Source organism: Ferrovibrio sp. (assembly GCF_046297895.1).
In the GTDB taxonomy this organism is placed as follows: domain Bacteria; phylum Pseudomonadota; class Alphaproteobacteria; order Ferrovibrionales; family Ferrovibrionaceae; genus Ferrovibrio.
In genome coordinates this window covers 464,585-484,681 of sequence record NZ_JBKBHC010000001.1, presented here as the reverse complement: position 1 = coordinate 484,681, position 20,097 = coordinate 464,585, and the positions used below count along the sequence as shown (strand labels likewise).

16 protein-coding genes are annotated in these 20,097 nt (G+C 66.0%); 8 read left to right on the top strand and 8 right to left on the bottom strand.

Annotated features, from left to right (window positions below; all coding sequences use genetic code 11):
• Positions 1-74 precede the first annotated feature (74 nt).
• Both thrS and ybaL read left to right on the top strand, forming a co-directional pair.
• Positions 75-1,274, top strand: a complete 1,200-nt coding sequence (thrS, locus tag ACK4FK_RS02340; RefSeq protein ID WP_409740536.1) for a threonine--tRNA ligase — start codon at positions 75-77, stop codon at positions 1,272-1,274.
• A gap of 113 nt (positions 1,275-1,387) precedes the next feature.
• Entirely contained in the window at positions 1,388-3,148 is a 1,761-nt protein-coding gene (gene ybaL / locus ACK4FK_RS02335; RefSeq protein WP_409740534.1) for a YbaL family putative K(+) efflux transporter, read from the top strand.
• Here the strand turns inward: ybaL and ACK4FK_RS02330 are convergent.
• The gene (locus ACK4FK_RS02330; protein ID WP_409740532.1) at positions 3,145-4,608 is read right to left on the bottom strand and encodes an alginate export family protein; all 1,464 of its coding nucleotides are present in this window, start codon (positions 4,606-4,608) and stop codon (positions 3,145-3,147) included. The genes ybaL and ACK4FK_RS02330 overlap by 4 nt on opposite strands.
• Positions 4,609-4,803: 195 nt before the next feature.
• Here ACK4FK_RS02330 and rph point away from each other — a divergent pair, with 195 nt between their 5' ends.
• The 3 genes from rph to hemW are packed head-to-tail and all read left to right on the top strand — an operon-like array spanning position 4,804 to position 7,328.
• Positions 4,804-5,520, top strand: coding sequence for a ribonuclease PH (gene rph / locus ACK4FK_RS02325; RefSeq protein WP_409740531.1), 717 nt, complete (start codon positions 4,804-4,806; stop codon positions 5,518-5,520).
• A gap of 4 nt (positions 5,521-5,524) precedes the next feature.
• On the top strand, positions 5,525-6,148 hold the full coding sequence (gene rdgB / locus ACK4FK_RS02320) for an RdgB/HAM1 family non-canonical purine NTP pyrophosphatase (RefSeq protein WP_409740529.1): 624 nt from the start codon (positions 5,525-5,527) through the stop codon (positions 6,146-6,148).
• Complete coding sequence (hemW, locus tag ACK4FK_RS02315) at positions 6,129-7,328, top strand: radical SAM family heme chaperone HemW (RefSeq protein ID WP_409740527.1); 1,200 nt, start codon at positions 6,129-6,131, stop codon at positions 7,326-7,328. The genes rdgB and hemW overlap by 20 nt, the downstream gene beginning before the upstream one ends.
• An 8-nt stretch (positions 7,329-7,336) precedes the next feature.
• Here the strand turns inward: hemW and ACK4FK_RS02310 are convergent, their stop codons facing one another.
• The 5 genes from ACK4FK_RS02310 to ACK4FK_RS02290 all read right to left on the bottom strand — a co-directional run bounded on the left by ACK4FK_RS02310 (position 7,337) and on the right by ACK4FK_RS02290 (position 14,521).
• Positions 7,337-7,966, bottom strand: a complete 630-nt coding sequence (locus ACK4FK_RS02310; RefSeq protein ID WP_409740526.1) for a DUF6064 family protein — start codon at positions 7,964-7,966, stop codon at positions 7,337-7,339.
• A complete protein-coding gene (locus tag ACK4FK_RS02305; protein ID WP_409740524.1) occupies positions 7,966-8,898 on the bottom strand; it encodes an aldo/keto reductase in 933 nt (310 codons plus the stop codon). Before ACK4FK_RS02305 ends, ACK4FK_RS02310 begins: the two co-directional genes overlap by 1 nt.
• Before the next feature lie 73 nt (positions 8,899-8,971).
• Positions 8,972-10,090 (bottom strand): DUF2855 family protein, encoded by a 1,119-nt coding sequence (locus ACK4FK_RS02300; RefSeq protein ID WP_409740522.1) that lies wholly within the window; start codon positions 10,088-10,090, stop codon positions 8,972-8,974.
• Between the two features lie 108 nt (positions 10,091-10,198).
• On the bottom strand, positions 10,199-13,360 hold the full coding sequence (locus ACK4FK_RS02295; protein ID WP_409740520.1) for an efflux RND transporter permease subunit: 3,162 nt from the start codon (positions 13,358-13,360) through the stop codon (positions 10,199-10,201).
• A gap of 36 nt (positions 13,361-13,396) precedes the next feature.
• A complete protein-coding gene (locus ACK4FK_RS02290; protein WP_409740518.1) occupies positions 13,397-14,521 on the bottom strand; it encodes an efflux RND transporter periplasmic adaptor subunit in 1,125 nt (374 codons plus the stop codon).
• A gap of 148 nt (positions 14,522-14,669) precedes the next feature.
• Between ACK4FK_RS02290 and ACK4FK_RS02285 the strand changes: the two genes are divergently transcribed.
• The 3 genes from ACK4FK_RS02285 (at position 14,670) to ACK4FK_RS02275 (ending at position 18,125) form a co-directional block, all read left to right on the top strand.
• Positions 14,670-15,125 carry a DUF488 family protein gene (locus ACK4FK_RS02285; protein WP_409740516.1) on the top strand — a complete coding sequence of 152 codons (456 nt, stop codon included), beginning with the start codon at positions 14,670-14,672 and terminating at the stop codon, positions 15,123-15,125.
• 72 nt (positions 15,126-15,197) lie between these two features.
• On the top strand, positions 15,198-16,163 hold the full coding sequence (locus ACK4FK_RS02280; protein ID WP_409740514.1) for a TAXI family TRAP transporter solute-binding subunit: 966 nt from the start codon (positions 15,198-15,200) through the stop codon (positions 16,161-16,163).
• Positions 16,164-16,268: 105 nt separating this feature from the next.
• A complete protein-coding gene (locus ACK4FK_RS02275) occupies positions 16,269-18,125 on the top strand; it encodes a TRAP transporter permease (protein WP_409740512.1) in 1,857 nt (618 codons plus the stop codon).
• Here the strand turns inward: ACK4FK_RS02275 and ACK4FK_RS02270 are convergent.
• Positions 18,120-18,647: a dihydrofolate reductase family protein gene (locus tag ACK4FK_RS02270; RefSeq protein WP_409740510.1), complete on the bottom strand. Its 528-nt coding sequence runs from the start codon at positions 18,645-18,647 to the stop codon at positions 18,120-18,122. The two genes, ACK4FK_RS02275 and ACK4FK_RS02270, sit on opposite strands and share 6 nt — an antisense overlap.
• A 1-nt stretch (position 18,648) precedes the next feature.
• Positions 18,649-20,073: an FAD-binding oxidoreductase gene (locus tag ACK4FK_RS02265; protein ID WP_409740508.1), complete on the bottom strand. Its 1,425-nt coding sequence runs from the start codon at positions 20,071-20,073 to the stop codon at positions 18,649-18,651.
• Positions 20,074-20,097 lie beyond the last annotated feature (24 nt).

The following is a 20,097-nucleotide window of genomic DNA, read 5'->3' as shown; positions in this document are numbered from 1 at the left end:
AAACGGACGGGGCCCCGGTCGTTTCAGGGTCCTGTCCGCTTCCGGCACGCTCCGCAAATGAAGGAGTTATCGCCGTGAACCAGAGTATCGACGCCTACGATCACCGGGTGCTGGGCACGAAGCTCGACCTGTTCCACCAGCAGGAGGAAGGGCCGGGCATGGTGTTCTGGCACCCGCGCGGCTTCGCGCTGTATCGCGTGGTGGAGGATTATATCCGCCGGCGCATGCGCGAGGCCGGCTTCCAGGAAATCCGTACGCCGCAACTGCTCAGCTACTCTTTGTGGGAGCAGAGCGGCCATGCCGAGAAGTTCGCCAACGAAATGTATCGGCTGAATTCCGGGAACCGGCCTTTCGCGCTGAAGCCGATGAGCTGCCCCGGGCATGTGCAGGTGTTCAACAAGAAGCTGCGCTCGGTGCACGAACTGCCACTGCGGTACTGCGAGTTCGGCGCCTGCCATCGCGACGAGCCCTCGGGCGCGCTGCAGGGCCTGATGCGCACGCGCAGCTTCGTGCAGGACGATGCCCACATCTTCTGTACGGAGGCGCAGATCGAGGGCGAGGTGCAGCGGTTCTGTGAATTGTTGCGCAGCATCTATGCCGATTTCGGTTTCGGCGCACCACTGGTGTTTTTTGCGACGCGACCAGCCAAGCGCGCTGGCGATGATGCCACCTGGGACCGCGCCGAGGCCGCGCTGGTGATGGCGGCGCGCCGTGCCGGGCTGGATTTCGCCATCCGCAACGGCGAAGGCGCCTTCTATGGGCCCAAGCTGGAATTCCATCTGCGTGACAGCCATGGCCGAAGCTGGCAATGCGGCACGGTGCAGCTCGATTTCGTGCTGCCGGAACGCATGGGCGTGGACTATGTCGGCAGCGACAGTACGAGAGCGCGGCCGGTGCTGATCCATCACGCCGTGCTGGGCAGCCTGGAACGGTTCATCGGCATGCTGCTGGAGCATTACCGGGGCGCATTGCCGCTATGGCTGGCGCCCGAACAGCTCGTCGTCGCCAATGTGACCGACGCCCATGCCGGCTATGCCCGCAAGGCGGCGGCCGCGCTGGGCCGCGAAGGCTACCGCGTGGCGGTCGACAGCCGGTCCGAGCGGCTGAGCCGCAAGATCGCCGAGGCGCATGACCAGGGCGTGCCGCTGGTGGCCGTGGCCGGCGAGCGCGAGGCGGAACGCGGCTCGCTCAGCCTGCGCTGGCGCAGCGGCCGTCAGTTAGAGTTGCCGGTCGCCGAAGCGGCGCGGCAGCTGCGGCAGGAAGCGTTCCGGTGAGCGCGGGGGGCGGGCTTTTCGCGCCGATCCGAGATTTTTTATTGAAGCGGGAAGGCCGCCCACCTATCTAGGAACAATTCCGACACGTCATCGCCGAGAGGAAATCCCCGCGGATGCCCCATCACACGCCGCTGATTGCGACCATCGTCATGGGCCTTGTGCTCGCGTTTGTTTTTGGCGCGGTTGCCAATCGGTTGCGGGTGTCGCCGCTGGTGGGGTATCTGCTGGCCGGCGTTCTGGTCGGGCCGTTCACGCCCGGCTTCGTCGCCGACCAGGCCCTGGCCAACGAGCTGGCAGAAATCGGCGTCATCCTGCTGATGTTCGGCGTCGGCCTGCATTTTTCGCTGAAAGACCTGCTGTCGGTGAAAGCCATTGCCATTCCCGGCGCGGTTGGGCAGATCGCGGTGGCGACGCTGATGGGGCTGGGCCTGTCATGGGCAATGGGCTGGCCCCTGGGCGGCGGTTTCATTTTCGGCCTCGCCTTATCGGTGGCGTCCACCGTGGTGCTGCTGCGCGCCCTGCAGGAACGTCGCCTGATCGAAACCGAGCGCGGTCGTATCGCGGTCGGCTGGCTGATCGTCGAAGACCTCGCCATGGTGCTGGCGCTGGTGTTGTTGCCGGCGCTGGGCGGCGTGCTCAGCCAGGGTGACGACGTATCGCTGCAGGACGGCTTACCCAGCCGCGAAATCCTGATCACGCTGGGCATCACCCTGGGCAAGGTTGCCGCCTTCGTGGCGCTGATGCTGGTGGTTGGCCGTCGGCTGATCCCCTGGATGTTGCATTACGTGGTGCATACCGGCTCGCGCGAGCTGTTTCGGTTAGCCGTGCTGGCGATCGCGCTGGGCGTGGCCTTCGGCGCGGCCAAGCTGTTTGGCGTATCCTTCGCGCTGGGCGCCTTTTTCGCCGGCATGGTGATGAGCGAATCGCCGCTCAGCCACGAAGCGGCCAATGAATCGCTGCCGCTGCGCGACGCCTTCGCCGTGCTGTTCTTCGTCTCGGTCGGCATGCTGTTCGACCCGGCGATCCTGCTGCGCGATCCACTGCCGGTGCTGGCCACCGTGTTCATCATCGTGATCGGCAAGTCGCTGGCCGCCTTCCTGATCGTGCTGGCCTTCCGGCATCCGCTGAACACCGCGCTGCTGATATCGGCCAGCCTGGCGCAGATCGGCGAATTCTCCTTCATCCTGGCGGCGCTGGGCGTGGAACTCAAATTGCTGCCCGAGGAGGGCCGCGACCTGATCCTGGCCGGCGCGATCCTGTCGATCCTGCTCAACCCGCTGATTTTCGCAGGCATCGAGTGGTTCAGGCCATGGCTGGAACGCCGCATAGCCACCCAGGACGGTGGCGAGCCGATGCCCGAGCAGGGCGGACATGCTTCAGACGGCGCGCCCGACAACGAAACCACTCCGCCGACCACTCTGCTGAGCGATCACGTGGTGCTGATCGGTCATGGCAGGGTCGGCAGTCTGGTGGCGGCGGCCATGCGCGAGCGTGGCATGCCGTTTCTGGTGATCGAGGATGTCGACAAACGGGTGAAGGAACTGCGCGAGCAGGGCATCGAGGTGCTGGCCGGCAACGCCACCCGTGCCGATATACTGGCCGCCGCCAACCTGGCGCAGGCGCGGCAACTGATCCTGGCCATCCCGAACGTGTTCGAGGCCGGCGCCATCGTGCAGATGGCGCGCGGCATCAATCCGGCACTCAGCATCATCGCCCGCGCCCATGCCGATGCCGAGGTCGATCACCTGACCGGCCACGGCGCGACCACGGTGATCATGGGCGAGCGCGAAATCGCCCGCGCCATGATCGAGCTGTTTCCGGCGTCTTCGACCGGGCCGAATGCGGGGCCGAATGCGGGGCCGGCAGCCGCCTAGAAGGAATAGCCGAACACCACCTGGCCCAGATAGGTGGTGCGATCGGTGGCGTCGGTGGTGCCGAGCTGCTGGCGTCGGCCGTCGCCGGCCTTGGCCGCGCCCAGCAGGCCAGTGACGCTCAGGCCCTTCACCGGCGTTTCCCACTGCGCATAGACGTTCAGCTCGGTGAGCAGGTCGTCGGAACGCACGCCGTTTGCGGTGTCGGGTTTGTCGTAGAAATGCCGGTAGACCAGGGCGCCGACGGCCAGTTCTTCCGCCGGCTGCAGGCGCAGATGCACCATGTGGCTGTTCAGGTTGGAATTGCCGCCGGGGGTATAGCGCGTGTAGATCTCGCCCAGGTCCCAGGTGCCGAAACCGCGCGCGCCGCCGCCGGTATAGAGCGAATCCCAGGCGGTGTTGCGGCCATCGCCGGAGTTGTTGTCGCCGCTGAAATGGGCGTAGCGATAGCTCAGGCGCGGCGTCCAGGGCAGGGCCGAGAGCGTATATTGCGGCTCGACATACCAGGCATGGGCGCGGCTCTTGCGGCCGGCATCGCCGTTCCGCTGCTGGCCCAGTTCGGAATACAGCGCGAAATCCTGCCAGCCCTCGCCCAGGCCGCTGAGCAGCGCGCCGCCGGCGCGCAGGGCATAGACATCGAGGCCCTTGCGGTTGGTGGAAACGCCGGTATCGGCCTCGTAGACGGTGAGCGCGGTGGCGCCCACATACCACAGGCGCTCTTCGTATTCGAAGCGGCCGTGATCCTTGTGGCTGGAGGCGAACCATTCGACATTGCCGCCGTACAGCTTGGTGGCGGCGGCATCGCTGCCGCGCATGAAGGTCTGGTCGACGTTGCCTTCGAGATGGAAGATGTCGGCCCGCACCGGTGCGGTGTTGAGCTTGAGGATGGCGGTGCGGTCGAAGCTGGCGCGCGGACCCATCACATAGGCGGCGCGGCGGGAACCCTCGGCCGTACCGTCCACCAGCAGGAAGCCGTCGCCGACGCTGAAGGGCTGGCGGCCGAGCGAGACATCGACGGCATCCTCGCCCAAAGCGGCGAAGACGGTGCCGGATTTCCAGCCGAGAAAGGCCTCTTCGATGCCCAGCGCCTCGGGCCGGTCGCTGGTGGTGGAGTCGCGCTGGGCGTCGCCCTGGCCGCGCGTGGCGCTGCCCAGCAGCTTGAAGCCGCCATAGGCGCTGCTCTCGCCCAGATGCCAGTCGAGGCCCAGGCCCGGCGCGATGAATCCTTCGCTCCAGGCGCGGCCGCCGGCGCGTTCGCTGCTGCCGCGGGCCTGGCTGCCCAGACCGTGGATGGCGTTGCTGACGCTGAACAGGCCGAAGCCGGCATCCAGAGTCAGGGTCAGGTCGAGGTCGCCGGCGGCATAGGTGTAGCCCTTCTTCTCATGCTCGTCGTCGGCGGCAAGAGCGGGCAGGGCGGTCAGGGCCAGCAGGGCGGCGGCGCTGGACAGCAGGCGGTTCTTCACGATGGGGTCTCCGGAAAACGCAAGGCTGGTCTCGGGTTGGGGCGCAATTCGGCCGGGATTTGGGTCGGCGTTTGGCACTGTTATAGTATAACAATATCCTGCGCGGCCGCAACGGCCTCGGGCCGGTTGTTCAGCCCGGCGCTATCGACTAGAACCGCAACACCTCGCAGGAACCGAGATTTCAAGGAGAGACCCATGCGTCCGAGCGGCCGCAAAGCCGACCAGTTGCGCCCGATCCGGCTGGAGCCGGGCTTCGCCAAATATGCCGAGGGCTCCTGCCTGGTGAAATTCGGCGAGACCCATGTGCTGTGTGCCGCCACGGTGGAAGAGAAGGTGCCGCCCTTCCTGCGCAATACCGGCCGCGGCTGGGTGACGGCGGAATACGGCATGCTGCCGCGCTCGACCCATTCGCGCACCGAGCGCGAGGCCTCGCGCGGCAAACAGTCGGGCCGCACGCAGGAAATCCAGCGCCTGGTCGGCCGCTCCCTGCGCGCCGTTACGAATCTCTCCGGCTTCGGCGAGCGGCAGATCCGCCTGGATTGCGACGTGCTGCAGGCCGATGGCGGCACGCGCACGGCGGCGATCACTGGTTCCTGGGTGGCGCTGCATTACGCCTTCGCCAAGCTGGTGAAGGACGGCGCCATCGCGCAGATCCCGCTGGTTGGCCAGGTCGGCGCGGTGAGCTGCGGCCTGTGCGATGGCCAGCCGGTGCTCGATCTGGATTACGCGGAAGATTCCACCGCGCAGGCGGATGCCAATTTCGTGCTGACCGATACCGGCGCCATCGTGGAAGTGCAGGGCACCGCCGAGAAGGACCCGTTCTCGGAAGAGCAGTTCGCGTCCATGCTGAAGCTCGCCAAGGCCGGCATCACCGAGCTGATGGCCCTGCAGCGGCAGGCCATTGGGAAGTAAAGCCGTGGCGCGGCGGCATTTCGACGGCGGCCGGCTGGTGATCGCCAGTCACAATGCCGGCAAGCTGCGCGAGATCGCCGACCTGCTGGCGCCCTTTGCCGTGCAGGCGGTGTCGGCCGGCGAACTGGGCCTGCCCGAACCGGAAGAGACGGGCGAGACCTTCATCGCCAATGCCGAGCTGAAGGCGCTGGCGTCTGCGCGCGGTGCCAACCTGCCGGCGCTGGCCGACGATTCCGGCATGGGCGTCGATGCGCTGGATGGCGCACCGGGGATTTATTCCGCGCGCTGGGCCGGGCCGAAGAAGGATTTCGGCTATGCCATGGACAAGGTGTGGCGCGCGGTGCAGGAGAAGGGCGTCGAGCCGCCTTTCCGCGCCCAGTTCGTCTGCGCGCTGTCGCTTGCCTGGCCCGACGGCCATGTGGAAAGCTTCGAGGGCGTGGTGCATGGCCGGCTGGTCTGGCCGCCGCGCGGCAGCCATGGCTTCGGCTACGACCCGATGTTCCTGCCCGAAAGCGAAGTGGGGTTCGGCAACCGGACCTTCGGCGAGATGCCGCCGCCGGAGAAACATGCCATCAGCCACCGCGCGCTGGCTTTCAAGCAACTGATCGATGCCTGTTTCCGGCGCTAGCCCGGTTCACCAGAGCAAGCTGCCGCCGCGCGGCTTCGGCCTCTATGTGCACTGGCCCTTCTGCGTCTCGAAATGCCCCTATTGCGACTTCAATTCCCATGTGCGCGAGCGCGTGGACGCGGCCCGCTGGCAGCGCGCCTATCTGGCCGAACTGGCGCAGTATGCCGAGGCCGGCTATGGCCGCGGCGAAACCGTCACCTCGGTATTCTTCGGCGGCGGCACGCCGTCGCTGATGCCGCCCGAGACGGCGGCGGCGATCCTGGCGGAAGCGCGCAGGCACTGGCGCTTTGCCGATGACGTGGAGATCACGCTGGAGGCCAATCCGAACTCGGCCGAGGCGGAAAAATTCGCCGCCTTCGCCCAGGCCGGCGTCAACCGGCTGTCGATCGGCGTGCAGAGCTTCAATGAAGGCGTCCTGAAATTCCTCGGCCGCGCGCATGACGCCAATGAGGCGCGGCGCGCCATCGCGGCGGCGCAGAAGGCCGTGCCGCGCTATTCCTTCGACCTGATCTATGCCCGGCCCGGCCAGACGGCGCAGGACTGGCGCGTCGAACTGAATGAAGCGCTGGCTTTGGCCGGCGACCATCTCTCGCTCTACACGCTGACCATCGAACCCAATACCGGCTTTGCCGGCGCGGTGGCGCGCGGCGCGCTGAAACCGATGGACGACGATACGCAGGCGGCACTCTATGACCTGACGCAGGAGATCATGGACGCAGCCGGCCTGCCGGCCTACGAGATTTCCAATCACGCCAAGCTGGGCGGCGAGAGCCGGCACAATCTGGTCTACTGGCGCAGTGGGCAATATCTGGGGCTGGGTCCCGGCGCGCATGCGCGGCTGCGGGGCGATCAGGGCTGGCAGGCGATCCAGAACCGGCGCAAGCCGGAAGTCTGGCTGGAACAGGTGGAGCAGCAGGGCGAGGGCCGCGAAAGCCTGACGCCCGTCGGCGCGCGGGAACGCGCGGAAGAGGCGCTGATGATGGGCCTGCGCCTGAGCGAGGGCGTGTATGCGGAGAATTTCCGGGCTGCCTGCGGCCTCGGTCTGAACGAGGTGGTGCCGCCGCAACGCAGCGCGCCGCTGGAAACCGCCGGGCTGCTGATCCGCACGCCACAGAAGATCGTCGCCACAAGAGAAGGCCGCGCCGTGCTGGACGGCCTGCTGGCGAAACTGCTCGCTTAAAAGCCGGTTTAGGCGCGCCGCAGCGCCGTCATGGCAACAGTCAGCAGACCTGCTGCCGGCAGCAGCCAGGCTTCCGGTGCACCCATGCTCCACAGCGTGGCGCCGTCAATGGCGCACCAGAGCAGCGGCAGGATCAGCAGATGGCGCGGCGCCGGCAACGCCAGCAGCAGACCAAGTGTGGCAATCACCGTCGGCCCCGGCGCCAGCGCGAAGATCTCGGCCTGCTTCCAGGGCCGGCCGAGCAAACGCGGCAGCAGCGGCTGTGCGGCGATGGCGAAGACCATGAAAGCCAGGCCGGCGATCGGGTCGCGCGCGGCTGCCGGCCTGCCGCGCAGGCCATGCCAGAGCAGCAGCAGGGCCTGCAGCGCGAAGCCGATGGCGATCCAGTCGGCGGCCCAGTTGATCGTGGCGTAACGCTGGTGGAACCACAGCCAGGCCACCAGCAGCCAGGCCAGTGCGACAAGGCCCCAGGCGCCGCGCGACCGGCGCATGGTCAGCAGGATCAGGCCGATACCGGCGATCAGCGCCGCGACCTGCGCCGGCCACAGCGCGGCGTTATGCAGCTCGAACAGGCGCTGATAGGTCTGCGGCGAGAACAGCAGGAAATCGGACAGGCCGTAGGTCCACCATTCTGCCATCACAGCGTCTCGATATCGGCGATCATGCGCCGGCGCAGGGCGGCATCCGGCAGCGTACCGTGGCCGGCCCCCATATTCTCGCGCAGGTGCTCAACCCTGCTGGTGGCCGGAATCACGCAGGTGACATCGGGATGGGCGAGGATGAATTTAAGCAATACCTGCGCCCAGTTCGCCGCATTTATCTCGGCGGCCCAGGCGGGCAGCGGGCGGCGTTCGACGGCGCGGATCAGATCGCCCTGGCGGAATGGCCGGTTGACGATCACGGCGATGCCGCGGTCGCGCGCCAGCGGCAGGATGCGCTGTTCCACCTCGCGGTCGAGGATGTTGTAGCTGACCTGGATGAAGTCGAGCGGCACGGCACGCATGACCTGCTCGAACTCGCGATGCCGGCGGCCTTCCGAGGTGGTGATGCCGATATAGCGCAGGCGGCCCTCGGCCTTCATCGCGCGCAAGGTGTCGAGATGCGCCTCCCAGGCCAGCAGGTTGTGCACCTGCAGCAGGTCGAACCGGTCGACGCCCCAGAAGCGGCGGGTCTGCTCGATCTGGCCGGGTCCGCTGCGGCCGGAGGATGTCCACACTTTTTCGGCCGAGAACACCCGATCCCTTGTATTCAGCCGCGCCAGACCCTCGCCGATCACCGCCTGCGACGAACCATACATGGGCGAGCAGTCGATCATGCGGCCGCCCAGACGGAAGAAATCCTCCATCACCGCCAGGCTGGCGGCGCGGCCGACCGGATCGTTGCCGACGTTGAAGGTGATCCAGCTGCCCAGGCCGATGGCCGGCAGCATCTCGCCGCTGGAGGGAATCTTTCGGGAGATGAAGCCGCCGGGCTGGCCACGGGCCGCCGCCGGCAGCAGGGGCGCCGCCATTCCGGTTGCCGCCATGCCGGCCAGCAGGGTGCGGCGGGTGAAATGCCGAGTTTTCCGCATCGGGCCTCCGGTCAGGATGAAGCGATGCGACTGGATGTAGGCCTGATGCCGGACGAAACAACCGGGCGGTCGGTCAATCCCACAGGCTGAGGATATGGCCCTCATGCGGCTTCACGCGGCCTTCCAGCGTGGCGCGATAGACGGCTTCGACATCGCGGCGGCTGCCGCTCTGCACTTTGAGCCAGCCTTTCGCCGTGCGCATGAAATCGCGCCAGGCGGCGACCAGCCGCAGATCGAGGCCGCCGGGACCCCAGTCCTTGTTGCGTTTCACGATACGATCGGGGGCGAAGAAGAAAACCGGCTTCGGCCCGGGCAGTCCCTTGCCTGGCGGATTCATCTCGCGATGCGACAGGCCAACGGCGCAGGAATACTTCAGATCGTCGGCGAAACGCTCGTGGATGGCGCGACGGATATCAGCACTGCCGGCGAAATCGACATACACAGCCGGCTGGCGGGGCAGCTCGGCCATGGCATCATAGGTCATCACCCGATCGTAACACCCCAACCCCTCGACGAAGGCGCGGTTGCCAGCCGAGGTGAGGCCGATCACCGTCACGGCCTTGCGCTTGTGCAGTTCATGCGCCAGCGCAAAGGCGGTTTTCGAGGAGGCGGAGGACAGGATCACCGCTTTGGCCCCGAAGAAGCCTTCGTCGGCCAGGAAATCGTCGATCAGGAATGAGGTGATGAACAGCGGCCGCAGGAGCGACTGCATGGCCTCGAAGTCCGGCGCGTAATCGGGATCGCCGGTGACGCGGCCGTAACGCTGGTAGGCGGCCGGCAGGCCGGTGCGGTGCGGCGATGCATCGGTAAAGGCGTCGTCGCTGACCTTGCCCGGCTGCAGCACCACATGACTCGCCATCGGCAGGAAGCCGAAGATGCGCTCGTCCACCGCGATGGTGGCATGGTGCGAGGCGATCACCTCGGCAAAACCCCAGACCGGAATGATGCCCCAGGCGGGATCGGCGGCGGGATAGAATTTCCAGTAGGCCATCCGCTCGCCCAGTTCGGCATAGGTGATGTTGTTCGCGGTGAAGGCGAAGCTGTCGACCTTGAGCAGAATCTGGCCCGGCTGCAGGCTGTTCTGGTCGAAGGGCGCGTCGATGAACTGGGTCTGGCGCAGGTCGTCCCTGCGCACCAGGAAGCTGCGGATGGCGAGGTCGTTTTTTGCGGCGGCCGTCAGGATCTGCGACATGAGTCCTCCCTGTAACGAGGCATTATGCCTCTAATCTAGGGCAGCGACACAGAGACCGATATGACAAGTTTAGAACTGATGACTGCCTGATTTAGCGGTGTTGCGCTGTTATTCCGCCGGATGTTTTTCGGCTGACGCGACGTCATGCCCATGATCCGGTGCTCCATGATCACCAGCCTTGGGCAGCTTGCGGCTGACCCAGGCGCCCAGATCGTCGAGATAGGTGAAGATCACCGGCGTGACGATCAGGGTGAGCAGGGAGGACGAGATCAGGCCGCCGATCACCGCATGGGCCATGGCCGCGGTCTGCTTGGCGCCCTCGCCGAAAGCCAGCGCGAGCGGCAGCATGCCGAAGATCATCGCCAGCGTTGTCATCATGATCGGGCGCAGGCGGATCTCGCCGGCCTCCAGGATCGCCTCCAGCCGGTCCAGTCCGCTGCGGCGGGCATGGTTGACGAAGTCGATCAGCAGGATGGCGTTCTTCGTCACCAGGCCCATCAGCATGATGAAGCCGATGATCGAGAAGATGTTGAGCGTGGAATTCCAGGCCCACAGACCGACGATGACGCCGATCAGCGACAGCGGCAGCGAAGCCATGATGGCAAAGGGCTGCAGGAAGCTGCCGAACTGCGAAGCCAGGATCAGGTAGATGAAGATCACGGCCAGCAGCAGGGCAGCGGCGGCGAAGCCGGCCGATTCCTTCATGTCCTTGGAGGCGCCGCCGAACCAGAAGCGGTAGCCCGGCGGCAGTTTCATCTGTTCGAGTTTCGCCTGGATCTCGCGGCCGGCCTCGCCCACCGGCCGGCCATAGGTGGCGGCCGTCAGCAGCACCTCGCGTGCCAGGTCGCGGCGGTTGATCTGGGTCGAGCCGGCAGACGGCTGGATCTTCACCACCTGGGCCAGGGCGATCATCTTCGGATTGCCGTCGGCGTTCATCTGGTTGGAGGCCACATAGATGCGCTCCAGATCGGGCAGGCCGGTGCGGTCGTCGCGCGGCAGGCGCACGAAAACGTCGTAGCTTTCATCGTCCGGCGCCTTCCAGGTGCCGGCTTCCTCGCCGGCCAGCAGCGGGCGCAGGGTGGCGGCGATGGAGGCGACGCTGACGCCCAGATCGGCGGCCAGCGCGCGATCGATATCCAGCGCCACGGTAGGCTTGTTGGCCTTGAGGCTGGATTCGAGGTCGACCACCCCGGGCACGGTGCGGATGATTGCCATCGCCTCCTGCGACAGGCGGTCGAGTTCGGCGATGTCCTGGCCCTTGAGCGCGATCATGATCGGCTTGTTGAGGCCGCCGCCCAGATTGGGCAGGCCGATGTTGATGTTGTCGATGCCCGCGATCCGGCTCAGGCGATCGCGGAAGGGCTGGGTCATCTGCTGGGGCGTGCGCTTGCGCTGCTCCAGCGGCACGAAACGGACATACAGCGTGCCGACATTGCGCCGGGCGAAGGCGCCGGCATTGATGGAGGCGAAGGAATACTGCACCTCGGGGAATTCCTTCAGCGCGTCCTGCACCTGGCGGATCTTCGCTTCGGTATAGTCGATGGCCGAGCCGGGCGGGGTGGTGATCTCGACCAGGATTTCCGAAAGATCGGGTTCGGGCACGAATTCGGTGCCCAGCCGCCCGACCAGCATGACGCTGCCGACCAGGCTGAGCACGGCGATCAGCAGCACGGCCCAGCGGCGCCGCAGGCTCCAGCGCAGCACATGGCGATAGAACCGGCCGAGCCGTTCCATGCCCCGGTCGACCACGGCGACGGCGCGGCCGACCGGGCCGCGTTTTGCATTGGGCAGGCTGTCGGGGTCGTGCCACACGCTGGACAGCATCGGATCAAGCGTGAAGCTGACGAACAGCGAGATCAGCACCGCGACCGTAACGGTGATGCCGAACTGCAGGAAGAAGCGCCCGATGATGCCGCCCATGAAGGCGACCGGCAGGAAGACCGCGACGATGGAGAAGGTGGTGGCCAGCACCGCAAGGCCGATCTCGTTGGTGCCGTCCAGCGCTGCCTGCCGGTGGCTTTTGCCCATGGCGACATGGCGGGTGATGTTCTCGCGCACCACGATGGCGTCGTCGATCAGAATGCCGATGGCGAGCGACAAAGCCATCAGAGTGAGCTTGTTCAGGGTGAAGCCGGCGGCATAAACGGCGGCCAGCGTGCCGATCACGGCGATCGGCAGGGTCAGGCCGGTGATGATGGTGCTGCGCCAGGAATTGAGGAACAGGAACACGATCAGCACGGTGAGGATGGCGCCTTCGATCAGGGTGCGTTGCACGCCGTTGACCGAAATCAGGATGGCGCGGCTGTCGTCGCGCATGAATTGCAGGTTGACGTCGGACGGCAGGTCGGCCTGCAGCTCCTTCACGGCTTCCTTCAGCCCGGTGATCACTTCCAGGGTGTTGGAGCCCTGTACCTTGATGAAGTTGATCGCCAGCAGGCGGTCGCCATCGAACAGGGCAACGGCTTCTTTCTCCTCGGTGCCGTCTTCCACCGTGGCGACATCGCCGAGCGTGACCGAGGCGCCGCCGCGCCTGGCCAGCACAAGCTGGGCCAGATTGCGCGGGTCGATCACGCGGCCCTCGATCTGAACGACGAATTCGGTCTGCGGCCGTGTCAGGGTGCCGACGGGAAGCTGCTGGTTTTCGCTTTTCAGAACGCTGATAAGCTGATCCATGCCGATGCCGTAAGCCTGCATCTTCTCGGGGTTCGGCAGGATGTTGATGCGGCGCTTCACGCCGCCGACGATGTAGGCCTGGCCGACGCCGCGCACGGTCTGCAGGCGCTTGAGGATCACCTGGTCTGCCATCGTGGTCAGTTCGCGCAGGTCGCGCCGGTCGGTGCGCACGGCGATGGAGGCGATCGGCTGGCTGTCGGGCGAGAAGCGGGTGATTTCCGGCGTCTTGATCTCGTCGCGGAACCCCGGCGTCACCTGTGCGATCTTCTCGCGCACGTCCTGCACGGCTTCCACGGCGTCGACGGTCAGTTCGAATTCGATAATGACGGTCGAGCGGCCTTCCAGCGAACGCGAGGTGAGCGAGCGTACGCCGCTGATGGTGTTGACGGCATCTTCGATGGGCCGGGTGACTTCGCTTTCCACGCTTTCCGGCGTGGCACCGGGATAGCTGGTGCCGACCACCACGATGGGAAATTCCACATCGGGAAACTGCTCGATGCTGAGCTTGAAATAGGCGAACAGGCCGACCACCAGCAGCGATGCCATCATCATGGTGGCAAAAACGGGGTTATCGACGCTGACGCGGGTGAGCCACATGGCCGGCTCTCTCCTCTGGGGTCCGATACCGGCGGGTCAGCGGCCGGCGATGCGGGCGGCCAGCCCGTCGCTCAGGCGCAGGCCCGGGGTGGCGATGACGGTTTCGCCGGCAGCCACGCCAGCGGCGATGGCGACGCGGCCATCGGGCGTGCCGGATAGGGCCACCTGAACGGCGCGGCGCTCCAGCCGGCTGTCCTTCAGCACATAGACGATATCGGCGCCCTGTTCGCGGCGTACGGCCTCTGCCGGAATGGCGACGGCGGCACGCTGCTCGGCCAGCACGGCCTCGCCGCTGCCGAACATGCCGCCCCGCAGAACCTGTTCGGGATTCTTCAGCAGGATATAGACCGGGATGGAGCGCGAACCGCTTTGCGCGGTGGGATTTATGCGTTCGATATGGCCGTCGAACAGGCGTTCGCCGAAGCCTTCCACACGCAGCAGCACCTTCTGGCCGGTTTTCAGCTGCGGCACGTCGCGCGCCGGTACCAGCGCCTCGACTTCCATCACATCCAGATCGGCGATGACGAACAGCCTGGCATCGACGGCCACGCGCTCGCCCGGATTGACAAAGCGTTCGGCCACCAGGCCATCCAGCGGGGCGTATATGGCGGCGTCGTTCAGCGCCTTGCGCGCCATCGTCACCTGCTGTTCCAGGGCGGCAACATTGGCGCGGGCATTGCGCCAGGCATTTTCAGCCTCGTCCAGTGCGGTCTGGGATTTCACGCCGCGCTGGGTGAGGGTGATGGCCTTGTCGCGATTGGTCTGGGCCAGCGTGAGGGCCGAGCGTGCGCTTTCCAGATTGCTCTGTTTTTCGCGCAGGCGGGCGGCGAGGTCGGCGGTATCCAGCCGGGCCAGCAACTGGCCCTTCTTCACGCTTTCGCCGCGCCGCACGGACACATCCTGCACCACGGCTGCGACCTCGGCGCGGATCTGGCTCTGATTGAGGGGCTGCAGGCTGCCGCTCATACGCACGACCTGGCGCAGATCGGCGATTTTCGCCTGGGTCAGGTCGGCCGGGGAGAATTCGATGCCCTCGAAACGGGCCGGTTCAGCGGTGCTCACAGCCCGCACCGGCTGGCGCCCCTTCGCCAGGTAGAGCCCGCCGCTGACGACGATAGCCAGGGCGAGCAGGGCCAGACCGATCTTGGCAACACGTTTCATGGCACGATATTCCCCCGCCCGGGGATATTTCCCGGGCCGCGCTGTATATATAGATACGCGTAAAACCCGTCCATCCTGTGCAAGTTACCGGTTGGTAACTGTGATCGGGGTCACAAATCCCTTCAGCGGTCCCGGGAGCCTGACGTCCGTGATCTACAGCATCGGCCATTCGAACCATCCGCCGGAGCGCTTCATCGCGTTGCTCCAGGCGCATGGCATCGGCCGGCTGGCCGACCTGCGGTCTCGCCCCGCATCAAGATTCGTGCCGCAATTCAATCAGGCCGCGCTGCGGGACCGCCTCGCAGCCGATGGCATCGACTACCGCTGGTTCGGCGAGACGCTGGGCGGCATGCCTCGCGCGGCGGAGCCTGATTTTCAGGCAGGGATCACGGCGCTGATCGCCTGGGCAGAAGAGAAGCCAACCGCGATGATGTGCGCCGAGGCCGATCCACGGCATTGCCACCGCACGCATCTGGTGACGCCGGCGCTGCTGATGCACGGATCGAGCGTGGTTCACATCCGGTCGGATGGGGCGCTGCTGCCGCATGACGCGCTGCAGCACGAAAAAAATGCCGCGCAACCACAGCTCGATCTATTCAGTTGACTGATCTTTGCTTGACGCGGCGGCGCGGGCTGCGCACACTCGCACGCACAAAAAATCATTCGGGAGGACACCATGCGTCATAACAGCATCAGTCGCGCCGTATTTGTTGCGGCTGTAACCCTCGGTATCGCCGGATTCGCCGGGGCCGACGCGCAGGCACAGACCTACAAGCTGATGACGGGGCCGCAGGGCGGCGTCTGGGTGCCGCTGGGCGGCACCATGAAGGCGATGTTCGAGAAGGCTGTGCCTGGCTTGACCATCCAGACCCTGCCGGGCGCCGGCATCGCCAATGTGAAGGGCGTGCAGGAAGGCAAGGCCGAATTCGGCTTCGGCAACTCGATCTCCACCGTCGATGCGGTCAATGGCCGCGCGCCGTTCAACGAGAAGGCCGCCAATGTCTGCCAGGTCGCCAACCTCTATCCGCAGTATTTCCAGGTGGTGGTGACGGCCGATTCCAAGATCGAGAAGGTCGAGGACCTGAAAGGCAAGGCCATCGCGGTGCAGACCAGGGGCAATACCGCCGAGGCGATTTCGGCCGACATCCTGAAGGCGCATGGCCTGTCGTATGACGCCATGAGCAAGGTCAATTTCATGGCCTCCTACAACGATGCCGCGGCGCTGCTGAAGGATGGGCATGCCCAGGTCTTCACGCTCGGCACCACCATCCCGGCCTCCTCGGTGATGGACCTGGCCACCTCGCGCGACGTCAAGCTGGTGCCGATCACCGACAATGGTCTGGCCGAGATGAAGAAGATCAATGCCGGCTACAACAAGGTGATCGTGCCGGCCGGCACCTATCCGAAGCAGGACAAGGATGTGCCGGTGATCGGTTATTCCACGCACTTCATCACCTCGTGCAAGCTGCCGGAAGACAAGGTCTATGCCGTGACCAGGGCGATGGCCACCCAGGTGGCCGACATGGCCGCGGTGAACAAGGCGATGGCCAAGCTGACCGCCAAGGAGATGGCCGAGGATATCGGCGTGCCACTGCATCCGGGTGCGGCGAAATACTACCGCGAAGTCGGTGCGCTGAAGTAACCGATTGAGGCGTACTGGCCGGCGTCGCTTCTGGACGGGCGACGCCGGTCCTTTTTTTCGCCGCTTCGACAAAGGAAGCGGCGGTCGATCCGGGAGGGGCGGACGATGGATGGCAGAACCCTGGTCAGGCGCGTAGTCGCGCCGATCGGCGTGGCGATGGCGCTGTACCACATGTGGGTCATCGCCATGGGGCCGCCGCAGGCCCTGATCTTTCGTGGCATCCATCTGGCCTTTGCCCTGGCCCTGGTGCTGCTGCTCTACCCCATCGCGCGGGATGCCGTCGGCCGGCGCCGTTTCATCTGGCTCGATGCCCTGCTGTTCGCAGGCGCCGCACTGGCGTTGGGCCATCTGTTCATCAATCTCGACTATTTCATCGACCGCATCATCTACATCGATGACCTTAAGCCACTCGATATCGTTGCCGGCGTATTCCTGGTCGTGATCGTTCTGGATTCCACGCGCCGCGTGATCGGTTGGGCCCTGCCGATCACCGCGCTGGTCTTCATGGGACATGCGCTGTTCGTCACGCAGGTGGATCCGCTCACCCTGCTCGACCAGCTCTACATGACGACCGAGGGCATTTTCGGCTCCACGCTCGGCGTCTCGGCCGCCTATGTGATGATCTTCGTGCTGTTCGGCTCGTTCATGGAGCGCACCGGCACGGGCAAGCTGTTCATGGATTTTGCGCTGGCGCTCACCGGCCGGCAGGCCGGCGGTCCGGGCAAGGTGGCGGTGGTGTCGTCTTCGCTGTTCGGCACCATTTCCGGCTCGGCGGTGGCCAATGTCATGGTCGACGGCCCGATCACCATTCCGCTGATGAAGCGCAGCGGCTTCAAGCCATCGTTCGCCGCGGCAGTCGAATCGGTGGCGTCCACCGGCGGACAAATCATGCCGCCGATCATGGGCGCGGCCGCTTTCGTGATGGCCGAATTCCTGGCCGTGCCCTATGCCACGGTGGTGCTGTGGGCCCTGATTCCGGCCCTGCTGTACTATATCGCCTGCTTCGGGGCGGTGCATTTCGAGGCCAAGCGGCGTGGCCTGCACGGCCTGCCGGCCCATGAGGTGCCGCGACTGCTTGCGGTGCTCAAGGAGCGTGGCCACCTCTTCATTCCGGTGGCGGTGATCCTGGGCGGCATGTTCATGGGCTATTCGGCGCCGCTCTGCGCCCTGGCCGGAACGCTGGCCTGCTTCCCGGTTGCCATGCTGCGCGCCAACACGCGCGAGGGCCTGCGCCTGGAGATGGTGTGGGACGCCCTGCAGGACGGCGCCCGCAACACGCTGGCAGTGGCGCTGGCCTGCGCCTGTGCCGGCCTGGTGATCGGTTCGATCACCCTGACCGGCCTTGGTCTCACCTTCACCAACTGGGTGGTGGGCCTGTCGCAGAACAGCCTGGTGCTGGCGCTGGTGCTGACGGCGGTGGCGGGCATCATCCTCGGCATGGGCATGCCCACCACGCCGGCCTATATCGTCATGGTGTCGCTGATGGTTCCGGCGCTGATGAAGCTGGGCGTGATCGAGCCGGCGGCGCACATGTTCGCCTTCTACTTCGCCATCCTGTCGGCGATCACGCCGCCGGTGGCGCTGGCGGTCTATGCCGCGGCCAGCCTGGCAAAGGCGAACATATGGGAAGCGGGATGGGCGGCCGTGCGCACCGGGGCGGCCGGCTTCATCGTGCCGTTCATGTTCGTCTACGAGCCAGCCCTGCTGGCCATCGGCGACTGGCCAGACATCCTGCATGCCGCCGCCAGCGCAACCATCGGCTGTCTGGCGCTGGCTGCCGGACTGTACGGCTACCTGATCAGGCCTGCGCTGATGTGGGAACGCGCATTGCTGGTCGCCGGAGCGCTCTGCCTGATCAAGCCCGGCCTGGTCACCGATCTGATCGGCATTGGCCTGATCGTGGTGGTGTTCATGACGCAGAAGGCGATTGCCCGCGACCCGAATCTGGGCCGGGCGTCATAGCAGCGGTTTGTAGACCAGCCTGATCACGCCACGGCTGAGCGCCTCGGACTCGAGCAGTTCGAGGCGCAGGTCGCGGCGCTCCGGCGGCAGCAGCGGCAGGCCCTCGCCGATCAGGCGGGGAATGACAAACAGCTCGAAACGGTCGAGCGCGCCGGCCTGCAGGAAGCCTTCCCATAGCCGCGTGCCGCCCAGCAGCCACACGTCGCCCTTCGACACGCGCCGCAGCTCGGCGGCCAGCGCGCCGAAATCGGCGCGGCAGGTTTGCGTATCCGGCGGCAGCTCGCGCAGCGCCTGCGATGTCACCACATAACCCGGCTTGCCGGCATAGGGCCAGTCGCCGCCAAAGCTGCGGCTGATCTCGTAGGTGGCCCGGCCCATGACGATGCTGCCGATGCCGGCCATGAAAGCGTCATGGCCAAAATCGGCAGGATCGTAATCATGCAGCCAGTCGACCGATCCGTCGGGCCGGGCGATGAAGCCGTCGGCGCTGATCGCCAGGTAAGCGCGAAACAGAACGGTCATGTCAGGGCCGCACGACCTTGCCGGGATTGAGGATATTGTTCGGGTCGAAAGCGCGCTTGATCCGGCGCATCATCTCGATCTCGATGGCCGGCTTGTATTGCGTGATCTCGTCGATCTTCATGCGGCCGACGCCATGCTCGGCCGAGATCGAGCCATTCATCTCGTGGGCGATGTCGTGCACGATCTGGTGCACGCGGTCCCAGTAGGACATGAAGTCTTCCGGCTTCCAACCCACCGGCTGGGACGGGTTGAAATGCACGTTGCCGTCGCCGATATGGCCGAAGGCGACGATGCGCACGCCGGGGATCAGGTCCTCCACCGCCTTGCTGGCCCGCTCGATGAACAGCGGCATCTGCGACACCGGCACCGAGATATCGCATTTGATGCTGCCGCCTTCGGGTTTCTGGGCGCTCGACATCGCCTCGCGGATCTTCCAGAAGGCGGCGCGCTGGGCATCTGACTGTGCGATGGCGGCATCCAGCACCAGGCCCTTCTCGAAGCCCTCCGTCAGCACGGCCTCCATGGTCTCGGCAATGGCGCCGTCGTCGCGGCCCGAGGAGAATTCCAGGATCAGATACCAGGGATGGCGCCCGGCGATCGGGTCGCTGGTGGCCGGCGTGTGCCGCAGTACATAATCCAGCCCGATGCGTGGCATGATCTCGCAGCCGGTGACCTGACCGCCGGTGGCCGCCTTGGCCAGGGCCAGCAGTTCAATGGCGGCCTGCGGGCTGGGAATCGCCGTGAAGGCGGTGGCCATCGCCTTGGGCAGCGGATGCAGCTTCAGCACGGCGGCGGTGATGATCCCCAGCGTGCCTTCGCCGCCGATGAACAGGTCGCGCAGGTCGTAGCCGGTATTGTCCTTGCGCAGGCCGCGCAGGCCGTCCCAGACCTGGCCGTCGGCCAGCACCACCTCCAGGCCGAGCGTCAGCTCGCGGGTATTGCCATAGCGCAGCACGGCGTTGCCGCCGGCATTGGTGGAGAGGTTGCCGCCGATCGTGCAACTGCCTTCCGAGCCGATGGACAGCGGAAACAGCCGGCCGGCCTCGCGCGCCGCCTGCTGCACATTCTGCAGGATGCAGCCGGCTTCCACCGTGATCGTGTCGTTCAGCGGATCGATGGCGCGGATCCTGTTCATGCGCTGCAGCGACAGGATGATCTCGTCGCCGCCATCGAAGGGGATGCCGCCGCCGACCAGGCCGGTATTGCCGCCCTGCGGCACCAGTTTGGTCTTGGTCTCGTTCGCCAGCTTCACGATGGCGGCCACCTCCGCCGTGCTGGCCGGTTTGAGGACCAGCGGCGTCGTGCCGGCATAGAGGTCGCGCCATTCGCGTACATGCTGGGCCAGCGCATCGGGCTCGGAGGTCCAGCCCTTGGGGCCGACGATGGCGCGGAAGCGGTCGAGCAGATCGGGAGCGAGAGCGTTCATTCAGTCACCGTCATTGAGGCGGCG